This is a genomic window from Allobosea sp. GW821-FHT03A12, from assembly GCF_058986765.1.
Map to the genome: position 1 here is coordinate 506,859 of NZ_JBYSVZ010000003.1, position 18,866 is coordinate 525,724.

Here is an 18,866-nt window from a genome sequence, read left to right on the forward strand (position 1 = left end):
GGCAACCGCACCTTCCGGCAGACGCAGCAGGAACTACCTCCAGGAAACCCTATGGGGCTCGTCTTGCTACGACACCGGACGCCAAAGCCTTCGTCGCGCGCTCTCGGACATCAAGATGCTGATGGGCGGCGACTTTGCGTCGGTTCTGGCCGTCAACAATGCGGATGTCACGCTGAACTTCGATCGGGTAAGGATGGTCGGTGCCCCCGGCGCCAGCGCTTTCCTCGAGGGCCTCGACGTTCGGACGCCAGCGTTCCAGCGTTTCCTCGTCGAGATGCGGGAAACTCCGGCGATCGTTTCGCGCCTCGTCGCCAGCCAACTAAGATCGGTCACCGGCTCGGCATTCCGTCCCACGGTGTCGGTACTTCCGTTCCGTGCTTTGAGCGATGATCCGTCGGACGCGGTCCTTGGCGACTGGCTGGCTGAGGAGACGTGCCGCTCGCTGAGCAGAACCTCGCTCCTCACCGTCATCTCCCACCTTTCCTGCCGTCGGCTGTGCGACGGCATCGTCGACATGGCGGCCGTCCGTAAGGAGCTCGCCGCAGACTATTGCCTGGCAGGCACGCTTCGCCGGACGGGCTTGGATCTTCGCCTGGACGCCGACTTCATCGATACCCGCACCGGTCAAATTCTCTGGACCCGGGGCTTCTCGCATGCCGCCAACCGGTTCCTCGAGGACGCCTACGGCGGGATTCCCGAGCTTGTCGAAGCGATCGGAAGGGCGATCGCTTCGACCTCGATCAGACACGTCAGAGGCCTTACCCCCTCCGACATCGACGACCACCGACTGGTGATCGCGGGGGTCGGCCTCATGCATTGCTCGACGCTTCACGAGTTCGCCAGGTCCAAGGAGCTCATCGAGGAGGCGTTGAGGCGAGCTCCGCGCGCGCCGGAGCTCCACGCGTGGCTCGCAAAATGGTACGTGCTCAGCGTATTCAACCGCTGGGGCTCGAATGCCGCAGCCGAGACCGCGCAGGCCATCGACTGCTGCGCGAGGGCGCTGGACCTGGATCCCGACGATCCCTTCGCCCTCACGATCGACGGCTTCGCGCACAACAACCTGCTCAGGCGAATGGACGTCGCTGAGCGCAGGTATGCGGCCGCGCTCGATCGGAATCCCAACGGCGCGTTGTCGTGGCTGCTCCAAGGCGTCCTGCACGCGTTCCGCGACGAAGGCGGTCTCGCGGTCGAGGCGACGGCGAAGGCGCGCCGCATCTCGCCGCTCGACCCGTTCGGTTATTTCTACGATTCGCTCGACGCGACCGCTTGCCTTTCCGACGGCGACTACGAGCGCGCCCTGGATCTCGCCGACCGCTCGCTCGCCCAAAATGACCGGCACCTGTCGACACTGCGTACGAAGATCGTTGCGCTGCATCGACTCGGCCGCGACAACGAGGCGTCGGACGCGGGGCGCGAGCTGTTGCGACGCCAGCCCGATTTCAACGTGTCTTCCTATCTCAAGAGCCATCCGGCTGCCGATTACCGCTTTGGGCGCGAGGCGGCCCGAGCGCTTTCGGCCGCCGGCATCCCTTAGGAAAAGCTGCGGAGGGAAAGAAATGTCGATCCTGGGAGGCACCGGCGGAACCGGAGGCACGGGTGGCACCGGCGGAACGGGCGGGACCGGAGGAACGAATCTCACCGGGTTGGGCAACTTCATCAGCGGCGGTCCCGTCGACGCGATGACGACGCAAGGTCTCCTATCGAGCACGCAGGCCATCCTGCACGTGATCGAGCGGGATCGCTCCGATGTGGATCCGCCGGCGCCCCTGCGCATGTCCCATGCCGGAAACCTCGCCGGTTACGACGCGTGGGTCAGGGCCTCGCTCTACATGTCGGAGTTCCTGCGCGACCTCGACTGGAAGGTCGACGCGAAGAAGGGCGGCGGGCGCATCGACCTGCTGTTCGCGGGCAACAGGGCGCTGCGGCTGGTGCGGCCGCCTATCGAGATGTTCGCCTCGCAGGTTGCGTTCATGCGCGACTATCGCGACCAGCGCTCGGAACGCTGCGCCGAGATCCTGTCGCAGGTCGGGTATCCCATCGACTATTTCGCGACGATCCTGGGCCTAAATTCCGCCCGCAACCCGCGAACGTTCGAATTGATCTCGGCCACGCAGGTGCTGGCCTCACACGTGTCCATGATCGCCAAGCACGCGCTCGCCTGCAGGCGGCCCGATAGGCTGGGCGCCGGGGTCATGCCGATGATCCCGACGCCGGGCCACGCATCGTTCCCGAGCGCGCACGCGGCCGAGGCGTTCGCGGTCGCGACCGTCCTCGAAGGACTGCTTCGCGAGCCGGCACCGGCAGCGCACTATCCGTCGACGTCTCGCCTTACGCGGCTCGTCTTCAAGCAGGCCGAGCGGATAGCCGTGAACCGGACCGTCGCTGGCATGCACTATCCCATCGACACCTGGGCGGGCGCCGCGCTCGGCGAGGCGGTCGGACAGATCGTCCTGGCGCGTTGTTCGGTCAAGGGTGGACCGGTGACGGCGCGCATCTATAAGGCCGTGGATGTCGATTTCGCGGTTGCGGCATTCCGCCCCGACGTCTTCGGTTCGCTCTCCTCCGCCGGTAGAGAGAAGACCGGGCTGGTCAGGGAGGCGGATCCCTTCGTCGTAGGGTCGAGCGAGCTTCTGCCTTGGCTGTGGCAGAGGGCGCTCGCCGAATTCGCTCTGGACTGAGGCGCGTCATGCGGACCAGGGCCACAGAGGCAATCGACGCGTATGCGCATTGGGGTTTCGGAGCCGGCGCTGAATACGATCCGTTCTGGCCGGGCGAGCACGACGCGCGCTTCGTCCTCGCAACCGTCGAGACCGACGGCATGACGCCGCTGTCTTCCGAGATCGACGGGGATGGATGCGTCCTCTCGGCCCCGCTCGCCTGGCGGCGCGAGGACTGGGGCCGTCGCCTCTCCACGGTTCCGATGGTCGCGCGGCACGCGCCCATCGCTCCCGGCGCCGGGACGGGGACGACGACGTATCGTCGCAACGCGTTCCTTCATCCGCGCACGTTCGACGAGACATACGACGCGGAGGTCGCGGATCGCGGCTGGCGCGGTTCGAGCGGACCACGCCGTCCCCGGGCCATCCTGGCGATCGTGGACGACGGCATCCCGTTCGCGCACTCCGACTTCCGGGATCGCGAAGGCCGGAGTCGCATCGAGGGATGTTGGCTTCAGGGCGCCTACGCATCGGCCGGCGGGACGGGCACGGTCCCGTTCGGCCGCGAGTTGCAGGGATGCGAGATCGACCGGATGGTCGACTTGGCCCACGACGAGGACGTCGTCTATCGAGACGTCCGGGAACCGTCCCGGGACCGTGCACCGGGTCGAATGCTCAACCGCGCCGCTTCCCACGGGGCGCACGTCCTGGGCGCGGCCGCGGGCCATCGCCACGGCAGGCGCGAGCCTGGCATGCCCGTGGGGCGCGACGGCGACCTCGACGACGTCGCCATCCTTGCCGTCCAACTGCCTTCGCCGAACTTGGCCGATACCGCCGGGTTCGGGAAGGAGGCCCTGATCCTCGCCGCGTTCCACTACATCTTCGATCGTGCGGATCGGCTTTCGGCCCGAGACCTGCCGCAGGGTCAAAGCTATCCCCTGATAGTGAACTTCAGTTTCGGCTTTTCGGGGGGGCCGGGCGACGGTCGCGACCGCCTCGGACGGGCTATCGCGGAAATGGTCGCGCTGCGCCGTTCGCTCGGGGGCGTCACGGAGTTGGTCATGCCGGCCGGCAACGGGTTCCAACACCGTCTGCTGGGCATCGTCGATCGCTCGATGCTGCGCGCTCCGAAGGGCCGCGCCGCCTACGATGTCGCATGGAGGATCCAGCCCTGCGACCGCACCGCCAACCTCATGGAGATCTGGCTGCCGTCTGGCGCGCACCCGTATGGACTGGGCATCTCGGTCCGTTCGCCCGACGGCGCCAAGGTCTGGCGGCGGACATGGAAGAGCGGTGACGACGCGCACCAGCCGCTGCGACGGCCAGGCGACCTGACCCAGATCGGCCAAGTCAGCGTCGAGCCATATGGCCCCCCAGGCGGCGAGCCGCTTTGGCGTGTCGTCGTCGTCCTGGCGCCAACCGAAGGCGACGGCGCGACGCCGACGACCGCCCCCGGCGCGTGGCGCATTGGGCTCGCCGGTTTGGACCGCATTCTGCGCCGCGGTCCTTTGACTTGCCGCATCCAGCGGGACGAATCACCCTTCGCCTATTTCCAGGGCGCGAGGCAGAGCCAGTTCTACGACCTCGACGACGAGCCCTACGCATCCTCGGGTGCGCCGGCCTTTCGCGAAAACCCCAAGGGATCCTTCGTCCATAGGTTCGGGACGATCAACGGATTGGCGGCGCACGATCATGTGCTCGTGGTGGCGGGCTTCCGCTCGGACACTGGACTTCCCGCACCTTACAGCGCGGCCGGGCCGCTGGCGGGGTCGGGCGCCGGATCGGTGCACATCTCGGCGCGCTCGGATATTTCCGGCGCCACTCATGGGACGAGATCCTCCGGAACCAGGAGCGGAACGTCGTTTGCCTTGGACGGCACGAGCGTCGCGTCCCCGCGGATCGCGAGGCGGCTGGTCATCGCATGCTGCGACAAGGCCTTCCGGCCCCCGCCCGGCTACGGCTCGATCGCGCTCCAACTGCTTGACGACGCGCTCGTTCGCACGGAGGACGCCGGCGTCGTCGGCTCGCCCGGCTTCGCCGAGACGGCCGCTGCGAGGCTGGGCTACGCCATGCTGCGCGACGACCTCTTCTTCGCCCTCGATTAGAGCGCGCTCGGCGCCGACACGCCGTCGACGCCGAGCGCGGCCGCTCAAGGCTTCAGCGGCCGGATGTTGTCTGCGTTCTGGTGATCCTCCACGCGAGCGGCCGCGATGCGGTTCGCCAGGAGGCGTCCCGCGATCCCGGCGCCGAGGATGGCGAGGGATCCACCGAAGCCGGGCAGGACGCTGCCGGCGACCGCCGCGACGCCCTTCATTGCGGCCTGCATCACCCCGTCATTCGCGAAGATGCCAGGAAGGACGTCGAAGATGGTGTTCATCGGCTGGATGCGTGTCGCGGGTTGCGCGGTCAGCGCGTCCAGGATCCGCGGAAGATCCGGATAGCGCGTCAGCACGTCGGGCGGAAGCATCCGCCGCGCCTGCGCGATGAGTTGCACGAGGTCGGGACGGATGGCTCCGGTCCCGAGCTGCTCCGCGAGCGACTTGGCGAGTGTCGACAGCCGCGCGATCTCCGTGGCGTCCGTCGCCGACGTCATTTTCTGCACATCCGTTAGGAAGGGCAACAGTCCCTCTGGAACGGTTGCGGCGGCTCGGGTGGCGGGCGCGCCGCCTGCGTTGATGACCATGCTGTTGCCGACGCCGAGAGCCCCCAGCGCGCCGGTCACCCAGCTCAGGATGCGGCTGCGACGAGCATCGACCACGATGCGCGAGCCGTCCTTCGCTAGATCTTGCTCGGTCGCCTTGACGCGGGCGTCATCCAGGCGACGGTTCCCAGCGGTCTGCAGCGCCGCGATCGTCGTCGCGTCGACCACGCCGGTCGTGGGGAGTCCGTTGTCGTGCTGGAACGCAAGCAGGGCCTGCGCCGTCAACGTCCCGAACTTGCCGTCGATCTTGCCCAGGGGATAGCCTAGGTCGACGAGCTTCTCCTGCAGCCCCCGAACGCCGATCGGGTCGAGGCTGAGCGGCGTCGCGTCGGCCTCGCCACGGGTAGCGGATCCAGCGGACCTCGGGGAGGCGGCGTCGAACCGGTAGAGGTCGTTCTTCCTCATGATCGACTTGAGCATCTTGCCGTAATTGGAATCCGTGGCGTAGACGCCGGTCAGCGCGTCGGCGAAGCGATCGGGATCATCGACGAACTTGCGCGCCGCTGCGTACGGACGCCCGAAGGCGAGAAGCTCCGCGTGCTTCACGAAAGCCTCGTCCAGGCTGCGGAAGACCCGGAAAGCGGCCTGAACCGAGACCATCTTCCCGTTCACCTCTTCCTTCGTCCAGACCACGACCGAATCGTCGCCTGGCCGGGCCTTAATGCCGAAAGGATTGTTAGACCCGTGCGGCATCCGGCTGCCGTAGGCGCTCTCGACGGCCCATTGCGCCAAAGTCACCGAGGCAGGGATCCCGAGGCTCCGCTGCGTGGCCTGCGCTGCCAGCACGACATCCGCATTGAAGCGCTCGTCCAGGGCTGCCGCCTGCGGGGAGACGGTCGGCTTGACGATACGGAACGGCGTCCTTCGCGCCACCTGGAACACCCAATCGGGCGGAGGATTGCGCCACCCGAGCGCCGCCGCCTCCCGAAGCCATGCCGGCGCATTCGCCGAGGCTCCGCCTTCTCCCCAGACGAGCCTGTCGTGATCATCGACCGATCGGCCGAAGCCGACATGGAGCGTGCGCGGCCCCATGTATTTCTCGCCGGCGCCTATGCCGGTGGCACCGTGCGCCGCGGCCGCTGTCACGAACCGCTCGACGATCTCCCCGCCGTCCTCGTCCGAGAACGCCTGCGTCACCCCCTCGACGATCAGGCGCAGGTCGGCGGCTCTACCGCCATCGTGTCGCGTGGACCCGATCCGGCCGCCGGTCGACCCCGGCTGTCCGCCCGAGGTCACAAGGACGATGTCGACGCCGGCGGCGTCTGCCGCTTTCGTCAGCACCTCCGCAAGCTCCTCGCTGATCGGCCGGTCGCGCACCTGACCCTTAAGCTGCGATTGATCGATGACTGCCATGGTCGAGACTCCTGCGTGCTGCTGCTTGTTAGGAGTGGGGCGATTGCGGCGCGATCGGCCGGAACTCGAATTCCGTAGGACGCTCGATGACGGCGCGCAGATCGGCGGGGGCCGGATCGCCCGACCGGCAGACGAGCCTGTCCAGGCCGGCGACCGAACAAGGCTCGCGCAAGGCCCCGTGAAGGCAATGGAACCCCAGTGCGCGATATGCCTCGAACTGCTCTTCCGAGAAGAACTGGTCGCCGGTGGTCTCGTGCGGGAAGCTGGGATTACAAGACTTGTAGTATCGGATGTAGTCGTTCTCGTCGCCCGTCAGCGAGGCCTTGACGTAGACTAGGATACCCTTGCTGCCGTCGTCGTATTCGATGCCTCCGACCGCGACATGATGATGCGCGGCACCCGACCGCGCACGGTCCGCGGAGCCAGTACCTTTCGGATCAGCGTCGCCGATGGTGTCCCACGGCAGGTCGATCCGCACGCCCAAGTCGATCCGCGCGAAGCGTTGACAAACGATCAGCGACGCGAACGTCATCAGCGGGTCGGCTTCCGCGTCGACGACGACGATCAGCCGACACTTCCGGCGCAGCAGAGGGTAAAGGCCCAAGTTCTCGATGTGGCCGCCGTCGGTGAGGTAGATTCCGTCCGAGCACTCATCGAGCAGCCCGAGCATCTCCTCCACAAAATAGAGGCGCAACAGCGCCTTCAGTCGCTGGATAGCGGATCGCCGCCTTCCGAACTCAGGATCCAGCGACGCCGGGTTGACCATCCAGTAGCCCAGGCGCACGTTCAGCAGCGAAAGAGTGGGTGCCAGGCCGACGATCGTGTTTACACCCATGTTCGACGACGCTGCCGCCCCAGAGACGGCCATGGCAGTCGCAACATCCGGCAGTGGCACGCGCGTCTGGGCCGAGGCCGACCTCACATAGCCCGTGCTCTGGCTGCCGCTCCAGGACGAGGAGAAGACGAAGAAGTCCGCGTTCCGGCCCCGGCGGTTCACGGCCTGCGAGGCTTGGACATTCAGGGCGCAGTTGATCAGGTGGACGGGGCCGTTGGAGGGGTCGAGCTCCGCGAGCGCCAAGTCTCGGATCGGACGCGGGTCCCGGCTCGGCGCCTCGTCGAGCGAGGTCCGCTCCGGTACGAATAGGAACGCCTTGGCTAAGCGATCACGATACAGCCGGTGCAGCGAGTTGGCGTTCGGCGAGAAGATCCAAGTCAGAGCCGTCAGTCCGGCGCCGGCATAGATGAACAGGTCGGCGATGGCTCTCTTGTCGGTACACGCCTCGACGGCTGGTTGCATCCAACGGACGAGCTTCACATCGGGCTTCCCACACGCTAGTTCGACGAGGTGGGCCATCCAAGTCGGCCGGTGCAGGTAATGGACGTCGGTCCAGACCGCGAGATTGAGATAGAGAAGCCAGATGAGGGCCGGCAGCGTCAGCATCATCGCCCAGGCGGCCAGCTTCGCGAGGACAGCCAGTACGACCGTGGTGATCCTTCTATCCAGCTTGGCCGCCTTCGCGGCGTCTCCCAGCGCTCCGCTTGCGAACGCGCCGATCGAGCCTAGCGCCGCCAGGTACGGTGAGAGTTCCGTCAGCGTCGCGAGCGAGAAGAAGCCATGCGTCGTTCCGGGGTATTTCTCGCCGAAGAGCGTGACTATGGCGAAAGGCTGAACCTCCATGAAGGCGCAGAGCGCGGTCACGCCCATCAGGATGCACGACACCCGATACCAGGCACCGTGGAACTCTCCTCCAAGCCTGCTCCCGAGAGAGCGCACGAGTCCCCATGCCAACATCAGAAGGGCGCCCAACAGCAGCAAGATCTTGGTGTAGGCGAAGTCTCCGAAGGCGAGGACGACGCTTGGGAATGGATAACCTTCGAAGCCAAGGAGGTCCGGGACCCGGTAAGCGGCCTGGTTGGGATTGAACAATCCTGTGATCCCGGCCAGCATCAGGACGATGCCGAAGACCATCGCGAAGTTCGCGACAAGGCCCCGTAGGATCACCGCGACGCTGCCGACCAGGTCGGGGAAACCGTTTGGAAGAAGGTAGCGCGAGTAGTTGCGGACGTGCCCGACCGCCAGGTTGTCGACCTTGTCGCGGCCGTCGGTGGCGTAAGGGAAGCGCCCCGCATCGGCGTTCATGCCGACGATCACTGACGTTCCCAAGTAACCGCCGCCTGAAACGGTGGAGAGATAGTCGAAGTGCCGCAAGGCGGTAACGCCGTCCTTGGCCAGCCCGCCTTCAAGCGCCTGCAGCACTCCCATTGAGAACGCCGCAGCCCTGATGCCGCCCCCTGAGTTCGCCCATCCGGCGACGCCGGCTTCCGGGCAGGTGGACGGCTCAGATGCGTCCTCGCGGCCCCCAGAGAGGCGCCTCTGGCTCGCGCGCCGCCATTCTTGTGCGCGCTTAAGCTCGTCGGAATGAACCTTGTCGAAGGACCTGGTGTAGTCTTTCATGGTCGCACGCCGAGCCAAGTGCTGGGAAAGCCTTTTTAGCTTGGCTCCCATAGGTAATCGCGTGAGTAAAATGTGAAATCTATCCGTGCTTCTTGCTCGCGGAGTATCTACAGGCCCGGACCCGAGCCAGGTCAGAGTGCCGTGAGATGAAGCATGCCGAAGCCTGCAACCTCGCAGGACGTGTCCTCGCGCTGCCCCGGCATGTCGGTTGATCCCGCATTCAACATGGACCGCCGGGCCATTCGGTCACAGCAGTGTCGGGCGGCTCCAGCGGAGGGTCGGATCGCCCGCGGGCCAGCCCACCGAACCCAGCACTGACCTCGCGCAGCTTGAGAAACGCCCCGTCCGGTCTCGGTGTATCGTTCTTTTCAACCGGGAGCGTGACCGTAGCTGTCAACGGCCAACGATCAGCATCGAGTGCTGACTATTTGCTAGCTTATCTGCTTGGGAGTAACTGATGCACTGAACTGTAGTTTGTCAGCCTGAATGTCCGCTTCCGGGCAAGGGCTCAACGTCGGCTCCTGGCGCACTGCCGCTGCATATCGCAGTGTTAGGTCGGTGGATCCCTTTCCCAATTTTACGCAGCATTGGGCATTTGCTCCAGCATCTTGTCTAGGGAGATCGTTCCAGCGCAGCGCGGGGCGGCGCCAAGGCCAGACCGAGCGTCCGAAAACACTCGCTTGGTCTGCTAACCGGCGCAGGGCGGGTGCGAGCTCACGACCCTACGTGATACTGGGGCTTGGCCCGATCGCCCGTCCAATCGAGGGCTTCGGAGACTCAGGCATCTGAAGACGCGCGTATCGCTGGATGCCATCGTCAGTTGGAAAGTCCGAAGCAGCCCACCGTGCCTCCGGTGGAAGGCACAGTGAGCTTAGCCTAGGCTTTCGCGTCTAGCGAAGCCTCATATCCGAAGGGATCGTGGAGCGATGCCGCCGGCTCGGTGAACCAGCGGGCTCCGGCCTCGGTCATATAGATGATATCCTCCAGGCGGACGCCGAATTCGCCGTAGATGCAGATCATCGGCTCGTTCGAGAAGCACATGCCGGGGCGCAGGAGCGTCTGGTTTCCCCGGACCATGTAGGGCGTTTCGTGGACATCGATGCCGAGGCCGTGCCCTGTCCGGTGAGGGAGGCCCGGCACCTTGTAGTCCGGACCGAAGCCGGCTTCCTCGATGACGCGGCGGGCCGCCCGGTCGACAGCTTCGCAAGGTGCTCCGAGGACAGCCGCATCGAACGCAGCCATCTGGGCCTTCTTTTCGAGATTCCATATCTGGGCTTGCCGCTCGCTCGGCTCGCCGAAAACGAAGCTCCGGGTGATGTCGGAGCGGTAGCCGTGGACCTTCGTACTCATGTCAATCAGCACCATGTCGCCGTCGCGCAGCACCTGCGGGTGCTTGACGCCGTGCGGATAGGCCGTGGCCTCTCCGAATTGGGCCGAACAGCTCGTCCAGTTCATTCCGAGCCGGCGATGCGCCTTGTCCAGAAAATCGACCGTTTCCGTGGTGGTCACCCCGGCGCGCAAGCCTCTGGCGGCAGCCCGGTGAACCGCCATCGTGATATCCATCGCCTTCTGCATCAACGCCAGTTCGTGCGTGGACTTGATCTCGCGACATAGCGAGGTCAGGGCCCCACCATTGGCGAAGCTGAAGGCGCCCCCTGCTTTTCTCAGCTCGTCGACCGTGAAAAAGGGCGTATGCGGGTCGAGCGCCACGACGCCCTGGCGCGGTCCCAGGCTGCCAATCGTCTCGACAACGAGCGCTGCGGGGTTCTCATGCTCCTCCCAGCAACGCACGTCGTGGCCGAAGAGCATGAGCTCGCGGGTCTTCGGCTCTTCGAAAGCGGGGCAGATGAAGGCCACATCGCCGTCGACAGGGATGACCATGCCGTGCAGCCGCTCGCTCGGATTGAGCGGGATGCCGGAGAAGTAGGTAAGATTGCTCGTCGCATCGATGTAGAGCGCTACATAGCCGTTCTCGCGCATGTATTTCTGGGCTTGCGCGATGCGGCCCTTGTACTCTGCAACGGTGATCGGCTCGACGCCGTCCATGTCCGGTTTGAGCTTTGCCAATTCCGCGTCGAAGCTTGAACCACCTACGCCGATCGTCATTGGTTTATCTCCGGAATGTCGTTCTGTCGGGACTGCAAAATGGTCACATGCGGCGAACGAGGCGCGGTCAGCGGCCCTTGTATCGCCGCTGCACGACGAGGCTCGATAGGCCGGTGAGGGCCAGCGTCGTGATCATGAGGATGAACGCGATCGCCGCCGCGAACGGCCAGTTGTTGTTCTGGGCATATTCTCGATAGAGCATCGGCGCCATCATCTGGAAACGGGATCCGCCCAGCAGATAAGGGGTGGCATAGGCATTCATCGCCAGAATGAAGACGAGGATCGAGCCGGTCCCGATCCCGGGCAGGGAGAGCGGGAGAATGACGTGCCAGAACCGGCGCGCCGGATCGGCACCCAGATTCTCCGCGGCCTCCTCGAGCCTGATATCGATGCCCTCGATCACGCTCTGCAGGGTCAGGATCATGTACGGCAGATTGATCGACAGGATCCCGACCGAGACCGCGAAGGTCGTATAGAGCAATGTGGCGCCCGGGCCGCCAAGGGCCGTGTACGCGGCATCGACGAGCCCGCCGCGACCAAGCACGCCCATCCATCCGAGCGCCCGTACGGTTCCCCCGATGAACAGAGGCAGGATGACGGCCAGCAGGCCGATCGATTTCCATCGGCTTTGCGTTCGCGCCAGCCTGTAGGCGATCGGGAAGGCGAGGACGAGACAAAGCACCGTCGTCGACAGGGCGATCCCGACGGTCCGTTCGAAGACATTCGTGTAGAATGGATCGGAGACGAAGCGCAGATAGTTGTCCAGCGTCAACGCCTCGACCATGAAGGCATGGCGATCGTAGCGATTGAGGCTGTAGCGGGCGAGCAGCGCGAGGGGAACGAGCAAAGTCACGATGACGAGCCCCGTCGCCGGTCCGATCAGAAGACCGGCTGTGAGGCCCTGGCGAGGTCGGTTCGACATGATCAACCTCGTTCGAGCAGGCGGCGCCACCAATCATTGATGTCGTCGCGTACCGCGCTCAATTTCGGATAAGGCGCCGGGACGAGCTTCGGAGCAGGGTTCGGAAGCGCGAGCTGCTGCCCGAGCTCGCCGTCCAGCGACGCGTTCGACACGGTCGGGTGGTAGCTCATTTTCTCGGCAAAGCCGCGCTGCGCTGCCGGGTCGAGAGCGGCGTTGAGATAGGCGAAGGCCGCAGCCTTGTTCGGCGCATTCTTCAGCACGCAGAGGCTGGTGACATAGGCAAGGCAGCCTTCCTTGGGGAACGCCGCCTGAATGGGGAGGCCGGCCTTCTTCCAGAACAGGACGCGCGCATACCAGAGCGGGCCGATGTCGATCTCGCCGGACTTAAGCGCCGGCGCGAAGGCCTCTGTCGAGGTGAAGACCCGAGCGCGGTTGCGTATAAGGGCCTCGACCTGAGGCTTGACCTCCGCCAGCTGGCCGACATCGTCCTTGTGCTTCAACGCCATCGCCATCGCCAGCCAGAGATAGCTGTTCTCGAACAGGCCGACCTTCCCCTTGAAGCGGTCGGCCTCCATGTCGGAGAAGGTGGTCGGTGCCTCCAAGACCCGCTCCGGATTATAGGCCAGCACCTGCGGGCTGTAGATTTGCGGGATCGAATAGGTATTGGCGAACTCCGGCAGGACATGTTTGAGGTTCGGCACCTTTTCCGGATCTAACGGCTCCAGCATGCCTGCCTGTTCGAGGTCATAGGCGGCCGGGCCCTGGACGGAGATGACATCGATCGTGCCAGCCGGAAGCCGGCGCTGTGCGATGGCCTTGGCGATGCGCGTCGGCTCGATGCCCGCATCCTGGATGGCCTCGATGCCCAAAGGCGCGAGCAGCGGCTTTTCGATGATGCTTGCCAGATAGGCGCCGTAATCGCCGCCCCAAGTGCTGACGACGACACGCCCCTGCGCAGGCGCCGCAACCGCCGGCGCGCAGATGAAGGGCAACGGAGCCGCTCCGGCAATAAGCCCGAGCGCCTGCCGCCGAGAGATCGACGAAATGCCCATGTTTCCTCCGATGTTTTTTGGCTGCTTCAGCTGGCTTGCTTGATCGGCGCCCGAGCCAGATCCGGGCGTAGCGGAACATCTTGTTCGTCGAAGAGATGCTCGTTCACCGCGTCCCAAGTGATCGACAATGTCGCGCCGGCGGCCTGGCGGGCATTGCGATGCACTCCCGCCAGATCGTGCACGCTGATCGCTGTCCCCGCGCCGATGCCGAGCAGATAGTCGACATGGCTGCCGACATAGGTCGCATCCTTCACGACGACGTTCGCACCGGTGCCGGCTGGATCGATCGACGTCCGGAGCTGGATCCGTTCCGGGCGAATGGCGAGGGTGTGCCGCCCTCGCGACTGATAGCGCGCTGCCAGGCGAATCTCAGTCCCATCCGGCAACTGCAAGCGATCGCCCCCGACGAGCTCGCCGGAGATGAGGTTGCTATGGCCGATGAAGCTCGCCACGAATGGATTGGCAGGCTGTTCGTACAGTTCTTCCTGCGTGCCGATCTGCTGAACCCGTCCGTCGCGCATGACCACCAGGCGATCCGCCATGGTCATCGCCTCTTCCTGGTCGTGGGTGACCATGAGCGCGGTCAGGCCGCGAGCCCGCTGAAGCTGCCGGATTTCGCGCGCAACGGATTGGCGCAGATTGGCGTCGAGGTTCGACAACGGCTCGTCGAGCAGCAGCACAGAGGGGTTGATCGCCAAAGCCCGCGCGAGTGCGACGCGCTGCTGCTGCCCTCCTGAAAGCTGCCGCGGAAGCCGGTTGGCCATCGGCCCCAGCTTGACCATGTCGAGCATGTCGTCGACGCGCGAGCGGATCTCGCCCGCGGCGAGCCGCCTCATCCGCAGCCCGAAGGCGATGTTCTCGGCGATCGTCATATGCGGAAAGAGCGCGTAGCTCTGAAAGACCATCCCCATTTCCCGCCGGTAAGGCGGCAGTCTCGCGTAATCCTTGCCCTCGAGGAGAATGCGGCCGGCCGATCCCTCCACGAAACCGGCGATGAGACGCAGCGTCGTGGTCTTGCCGCAGCCAGACGGCCCGAGAAGGACCAGCATCTCTCCGCGGCGGACGCTGATGTTGACGTTGTCCACGGCGACGGCCGGCCCATAGGTCTTCGTCAGGCCTTCGATTTCGAGAAAGGTTCCGTGCGCTTCGGTCATGACACGACGCTGCTCAGCTTCACATAGCGATCGATCGCCAGGAGCAAGGCACCAATCACAAGGGTTTGGGTGACGACGACCGCTGCTGCGAGCGGGTCGTAGCGGTATTCGAGGTATTGCAGCACCGAAATCGGAAAGGTGATCGTGCCGGGACTGATGAGGAACAAGGTCAGTTCGATGTTCTCGAAAGACACGATGAAGGAAAACAGCGCGGCTGCGACGACACCTTGCTTCATCATCGGAAGCGTAACGCGAAGAAGAACCTTGAGTGGCGTGGCCCCCAGATTGGCGGCGGCCTCTTCGATCGACCTGTCGAGGTGCATCAGATTGGCAATGCACAGCCTGATGACCCAAGGCGTGGTGATGAGCAGATGGGCGAGGACCAGGACGACCGGAGAGCCGATCGCGGAAACGCCGCTGATGCGATCGACCTCGACCGTCTGGATATAGATGCCGAGCCCGATGACCACGCCTGGAACGCTGAGCGGAGCGAGCAGCAGGACGTTCAGGCCGGCACGTCCGAAGAAGCGGTATCTGACCAAGGCGATGCTCGCCGGCACGCCGATCAGAATGCTGCCGGCCGTGGAGAACAGCGCGATCTTCAGGCTGGTCGCGAGGCCGCTTGCGAAGTTTGGAAACTCGGCTAGCCGCGCATACCAGTCAAAGGTGTAGCCGCTCGGCGGGAAGACAATGACGCCGTCGGCGAAGAAGCTCATATAAGCGGCCATCACCAGCGGGATGGCCATGATCGATGCACCGGCGAAGCATAGAGGGTCTAAAAGCAGTCGAGTCCATGTGGGCCAGACATGCTTACCCGAGCCAAAGCCTGCATATGAGCGCATAGTGGCTGACAAATCTTCCCCCTCGCACATTGGTTATGCGCGGTATTATTGATAATTGTTCGCCCAGGCTGACGTTTCAGCCTGGGCGAGATATCGCCTCGGGGAGGAGATTGGGTCAATTTTGGCGTGGTTATACGGCTATACGTGCTCGTTATGACCGCAGGTGCCTCTGAGGTCGCTCGGTACCGGAGGGCACCTTCAGAGGTTTTGACATCATTGCTGCGGCGTTCGTTCGCAGCGGCTGCAGGTCATAGGGCTCGGCGATGTTGCCGGCGCCGGCTTCGCCTGTCTCGACAGGCGGTCAGAACGCCTGGACCGAACGCAGGGCAGGATCATTCCAGGGCAAAGCCCCTTTGGATCAGCGCGCGACCATGAGGCAGTCGATAAAATCCCTGACGAGATTGGATTTAGGCCGCCCCAGCGGCAACAGCAGCAGGCTCTTGATCCTGACCTCCGGCTCGAACGGCCGCAGGACCACACCGGCAATATTCAACGCAGGAAGAACGTGCGGGTGGACGAGTCCGACGCCGACGCCTTCAGCCACGAGCGTACAGACGGTCGTGGCATAGATCGTCTCGACCACTGTCCGGGGCGGCTCGACACCAGCCTCGCTCATCACATGATGAAAGCGCTGCCTGGCCCTGTCCTCCGGAACATACGCGATGAAATCCACCCCTGACAGATGATGCGGCCGGATGACATCGTATTCAGCAAGAGGATGGCCTTGGGGGATCGCGCATAGCGCTGCAGGCGACACGAAGGGTTGACAGCTGACGCCTGTGGTGTCGATCTCGTCGGCAGCGAGCCCCAGATCGAACGCACCGGCCGCGACACCGTCCCTTATATCCCTGGAGGTCAGCACCATCAGCGTGACGGCAATGCTCGGTTGAATGCCGCGAAAGCGCCCGATCGCTCGCGGTACGAGCGCCGATGCCAGGGCAGAGAGCGACCCGATCCGGATCTGGCCGGCGCCATGATCGCGTATCCGCGCCGCGCTTGCGCGCAATTTGTCCAGTCCTCGGAAGTGCAGCTCGACCTCGGCGAGGAACTGCATGCCTTCCGGGGTTGCGACAATGCGGCTTTTAACCCGGTCGAAGAGAAGGAAGCCCAGGGCTCGTTCGAGATCGGCGATCGCTCTGCTGACGGCGGGCTGGCTGATCCCCAGCGTTTCGGCGGCGCGGGACACCGTTCCGACTTTAATGACCGCCAGAAAAATCTCGATCAGCCGAGTGCTTATCGCATCGCGAGGATTCTGCCCGTCCATGTTCCGGAGCTAGCACGCCGATCCGTGGGGTGTCGACGCCGTCTGGTGTGATCCCAATCAGTGATGTCCAGATCGACCTCGAACCATCGGCTGAGGGGGCTCGATGACGAGAACCGCAAGCGCGAGAAGCTGCTGGCGGAGATCAAGCTGGTCCTTGGAGACCTTGCCTGGCGGGCCGAAGTCGCGGATGTCCGCTTCCGGGCGAGGCTCCAATGTCGGCAAATGGCGCCATTCGGAATGTCCGCTCTCGGGCAGATCTGCTGAGAGTACGTGGCAGGCTGGGCTCGGAGATTTCGTGATCAATCCACTCGCAAAAGGCGCCGAGCCTATCCGTTTCTGGCGGGTTTCCCTACTGATCCACAATCCTCTCCCTGCTCAGCAGCTCAGCCTTTTGGACGATCGGCAGGCTGCTCGTCCCTTTCTCGCCCCAGGCCAGGAGATAGAAGTCGCGCTGTGCCAGCTGATCATTGCACCATTGCAGCGTCGGTTCGGGCCCTTCCTCGGGCCAGGGAATGAATCTGTTCATCGGGAAATTGACCCCGCCCCAGACATTGTCCGCGTCGATCTCGACAATCCGAAACACGTCCGTGAGCTGGCGGCCTTCGCCTGGATAGGTGCTGATGCGATCGAGGTCGATGACCGTGTCCTTCTCGCAATGGCCGATAGCGTAGCGCGTGACGTTCTTCCCGTTCCAGCGAAACAGAAGTTCGCCGAAGACTTGGTCGACTTTCTCGGACATGGCGAAGCGGCTGATCCCTTCGATGGGGGCGACGATGGTCAGCGTCGCCTCGGCTGCAGCTTCGATCGTGACCGGCGTGGCCCACTGGCCGGTCAGCCGGTAGTAGCGGTTGGACGTGGCGGTCTGCGTCATGGAGCCGGAGAGCATCGGGGTTCCGGCGGGCTTCAGGATCTTTTGGAGAAGGGTGTTGCCTTCCATCAGCCGGCCCTCAAACGCCCATTGGCCGATCAGGTTCCAGGAAATCGAGACGCGTTCCTCCAGGGCGGCCGCCGACGGTGTGGTCCGAAACTCCAGAACTGGCATCACGACATGCACTGTCACCGTCCTGTCGAGGACCTTGCGGCCGCTTTTGTATAGCGACAGCGTATAGGGCGTCTCTTTCGCGTAGGGCAGGTCCTCGAATTCGCCGACTGGTAAGCCGAGCCGCGGTGAGCCTTTGGCGCTGCTCAGCAGCTTCGGACTGCCGCCATCGCTGTAGGAAAGCTCGACCCGGTCCGCGCCCAGGACGGACCAGCTCAGCCTGACCGGCTCGCCGCAATAGATGTCGACCGGCTCCGCAATGAAACTGATGATCTGCGGGTCGGGAACAGCCTTGCGAAGCGGGACAACCTCATAGCCTTCGTCGAAGCCGTCGAAGCCGTTATGCAGCAGGTAGACCTGGGTCGCGAAGGCCGGCAGGCTGGTCTTGACGTCGCTGATCAGGAGCTCGAGCGCCCCGCCCGGGGCGAAGAGCAGCTTGTTGTCGGGCTCGGGCGTGATCTCGCAAACCAGCGTCTCGGAACCGGGCGACAGCGCCGACCAGCGGTGCTTGCTGTCCGAGGTAGGCGTGACCTTGATGGCCTGGGCGAGGTCGACGGTCGTCAGGGCGGTGCTGCCATAGCTGTCCGCGTCGTCCTCGTCGACACCCATGGGCACCGTCGGAAAGACCAGCGTGAACATCGGCCTGCTGTCATTCTTGCGCGCCGAAAGCAGCGTCGTTTTTTCGCTGAGATTGCGGATGGTCAGGCGCAGCTGGTTGGCGATCGTGTAGGGGCGCCCGACAGCGGTGTAGACGTCGCTGAGATTGCTCGATTCCGGGGTCGTGGGTTCGACCCGTTCGATGGTGAAGGACAGGGCCTTCCTGAGCGGATTCTGGGGATGCTCCGGTTCCTCGACCAGGGTCACGAAGTCGTTCAGGGTCTTGGATGCGCAAACCTGGTCCGGTTCATCGCAGCGAAGATCGTGCAGCGTCACCTGGATGGGCTTGAGGCCGAGCTTTGCACCGATGCCGACCGCACCGAGGCTGATCTTGAAGGGCAGGACCTCGCCGTCGCGCCAGCGCAGATTCTGGGTCGGCGAGAGCGTCAACGGAACCTGATTTTTCCCGTCCTTCTGTTTCAATACCCAGCCGGAGGCCGTGACGTTGACCCCGGCGAGCTCGCTGGCACTGCACAATCCCGGGACGTTCAGGACGAGGCTGGCCGGCCCGTCCTTGGAGAGCAGCAGATCGCCGTTGCCTGCCACGTTGGTCAGGCTGAGGGTCAGCTCGTTGCGACCTCGCGTGCTGCTGCGAAACAGCACCTGGTTGCCACCGCTGGTTTCGACAACCATTCCGATCCTGGGAGAAAAACTCATCTGGGGC

12 protein-coding genes are annotated in these 18,866 nt (G+C 64.4%); 3 read left to right on the forward strand and 9 right to left on the reverse strand.

Going from position 1 to position 18,866, the window contains the following annotated elements; translation table 11 throughout:
* Window positions 1–115: 115 nt before the first annotated feature.
* From AC3WLC_RS10065 to AC3WLC_RS10075, 3 genes are read left to right on the forward strand one after another with little or no spacing between them, the layout of a single operon-like run.
* Window positions 116–1,534 carry a tetratricopeptide repeat protein gene (locus tag AC3WLC_RS10065; protein WP_493683797.1) on the forward strand — a complete coding sequence of 473 codons (1,419 nt, stop codon included), beginning with the start codon at window positions 116–118 and terminating at the stop codon, window positions 1,532–1,534.
* A gap of 22 nt (window positions 1,535–1,556) precedes the next feature.
* Window positions 1,557–2,678 carry a phosphatase PAP2 family protein gene (locus AC3WLC_RS10070; protein ID WP_493683798.1) on the forward strand — a complete coding sequence of 374 codons (1,122 nt, stop codon included), beginning with the start codon at window positions 1,557–1,559 and terminating at the stop codon, window positions 2,676–2,678.
* 8 nt (window positions 2,679–2,686) lie between these two features.
* Complete coding sequence (locus AC3WLC_RS10075; protein ID WP_493683799.1) at window positions 2,687–4,762, forward strand: S8/S53 family peptidase; 2,076 nt, start codon at window positions 2,687–2,689, stop codon at window positions 4,760–4,762.
* 44 nt (window positions 4,763–4,806) lie between these two features.
* Here AC3WLC_RS10075 and AC3WLC_RS10080 read toward each other — a convergent pair whose 3' ends face one another.
* The 9 genes from AC3WLC_RS10080 to AC3WLC_RS10120 all read right to left on the reverse strand — a co-directional run bounded on the left by AC3WLC_RS10080 (window position 4,807) and on the right by AC3WLC_RS10120 (window position 18,859).
* Window positions 4,807–6,711 (reverse strand): glucosaminidase domain-containing protein, encoded by a 1,905-nt coding sequence (locus AC3WLC_RS10080; protein ID WP_493683801.1) that lies wholly within the window; start codon window positions 6,709–6,711, stop codon window positions 4,807–4,809.
* Between the two features lie 28 nt (window positions 6,712–6,739).
* The gene (locus AC3WLC_RS10085; protein WP_493683802.1) at window positions 6,740–9,166 is read right to left on the reverse strand and encodes a patatin-like phospholipase family protein; all 2,427 of its coding nucleotides are present in this window, start codon (window positions 9,164–9,166) and stop codon (window positions 6,740–6,742) included.
* An 876-nt stretch (window positions 9,167–10,042) separates the two neighbouring features.
* Window positions 10,043–11,272, reverse strand: coding sequence for a M24 family metallopeptidase (locus AC3WLC_RS10090; RefSeq protein ID WP_493683803.1), 1,230 nt, complete (start codon window positions 11,270–11,272; stop codon window positions 10,043–10,045).
* Between the two features lie 67 nt (window positions 11,273–11,339).
* Window positions 11,340–12,224, reverse strand: a complete 885-nt coding sequence (locus AC3WLC_RS10095) for an ABC transporter permease (RefSeq protein WP_493684532.1) — start codon at window positions 12,222–12,224, stop codon at window positions 11,340–11,342.
* Complete coding sequence (locus tag AC3WLC_RS10100; protein WP_493683804.1) at window positions 12,197–13,186, reverse strand: extracellular solute-binding protein; 990 nt, start codon at window positions 13,184–13,186, stop codon at window positions 12,197–12,199. The genes AC3WLC_RS10095 and AC3WLC_RS10100 overlap by 28 nt, the downstream gene beginning before the upstream one ends.
* An 86-nt stretch (window positions 13,187–13,272) precedes the next feature.
* The gene (locus AC3WLC_RS10105) at window positions 13,273–14,400 is read right to left on the reverse strand and encodes an ABC transporter ATP-binding protein (protein ID WP_493683805.1); all 1,128 of its coding nucleotides are present in this window, start codon (window positions 14,398–14,400) and stop codon (window positions 13,273–13,275) included.
* On the reverse strand, window positions 14,397–15,146 hold the full coding sequence (locus AC3WLC_RS10110; protein WP_493683807.1) for an ABC transporter permease: 750 nt from the start codon (window positions 15,144–15,146) through the stop codon (window positions 14,397–14,399). The genes AC3WLC_RS10105 and AC3WLC_RS10110 overlap by 4 nt, the downstream gene beginning before the upstream one ends.
* 454 nt (window positions 15,147–15,600) lie before the next feature.
* Window positions 15,601–16,506 (reverse strand): LysR substrate-binding domain-containing protein, encoded by a 906-nt coding sequence (locus AC3WLC_RS10115; RefSeq protein ID WP_493683809.1) that lies wholly within the window; start codon window positions 16,504–16,506, stop codon window positions 15,601–15,603.
* A 349-nt stretch (window positions 16,507–16,855) separates the two neighbouring features.
* Entirely contained in the window at window positions 16,856–18,859 is a 2,004-nt protein-coding gene (locus tag AC3WLC_RS10120; protein WP_493683810.1) for a hypothetical protein, read from the reverse strand.
* Between the last annotated feature and the right edge of the window lie 7 nt (window positions 18,860–18,866).

Bases quoted from the DNA above. Each gene is read 5' to 3' on its own strand.
- AC3WLC_RS10065 (WP_493683797.1), top strand. From the start codon at position 116: ATGCTGATGGGCGGCGACTTTGCGTCGGTTCTGGCCGTCAACAATGCG.
- AC3WLC_RS10070 (WP_493683798.1), top strand. From the start codon at position 1,557: ATGTCGATCCTGGGAGGCACCGGCGGAACCGGAGGCACGGGTGGCACC.
- AC3WLC_RS10075 (WP_493683799.1), top strand. From the start codon at position 2,687: ATGCGGACCAGGGCCACAGAGGCAATCGACGCGTATGCGCATTGGGGT.
- AC3WLC_RS10080 (WP_493683801.1), bottom strand. From the start codon at position 6,711: ATGGCAGTCATCGATCAATCGCAGCTTAAGGGTCAGGTGCGCGACCGG.
- AC3WLC_RS10085 (WP_493683802.1), bottom strand. From the start codon at position 9,166: ATGAAAGACTACACCAGGTCCTTCGACAAGGTTCATTCCGACGAGCTT.
- AC3WLC_RS10090 (WP_493683803.1), bottom strand. From the start codon at position 11,272: ATGACGATCGGCGTAGGTGGTTCAAGCTTCGACGCGGAATTGGCAAAG.
- AC3WLC_RS10105 (WP_493683805.1), bottom strand. From the start codon at position 14,400: ATGACCGAAGCGCACGGAACCTTTCTCGAAATCGAAGGCCTGACGAAG.
- AC3WLC_RS10110 (WP_493683807.1), bottom strand. From the start codon at position 15,146: ATGGCCATCCCGCTGGTGATGGCCGCTTATATGAGCTTCTTCGCCGAC.
- AC3WLC_RS10115 (WP_493683809.1), bottom strand. From the start codon at position 16,506: ATGGACGGGCAGAATCCTCGCGATGCGATAAGCACTCGGCTGATCGAG.
- AC3WLC_RS10120 (WP_493683810.1), bottom strand. From the start codon at position 18,859: ATGAGTTTTTCTCCCAGGATCGGAATGGTTGTCGAAACCAGCGGTGGC.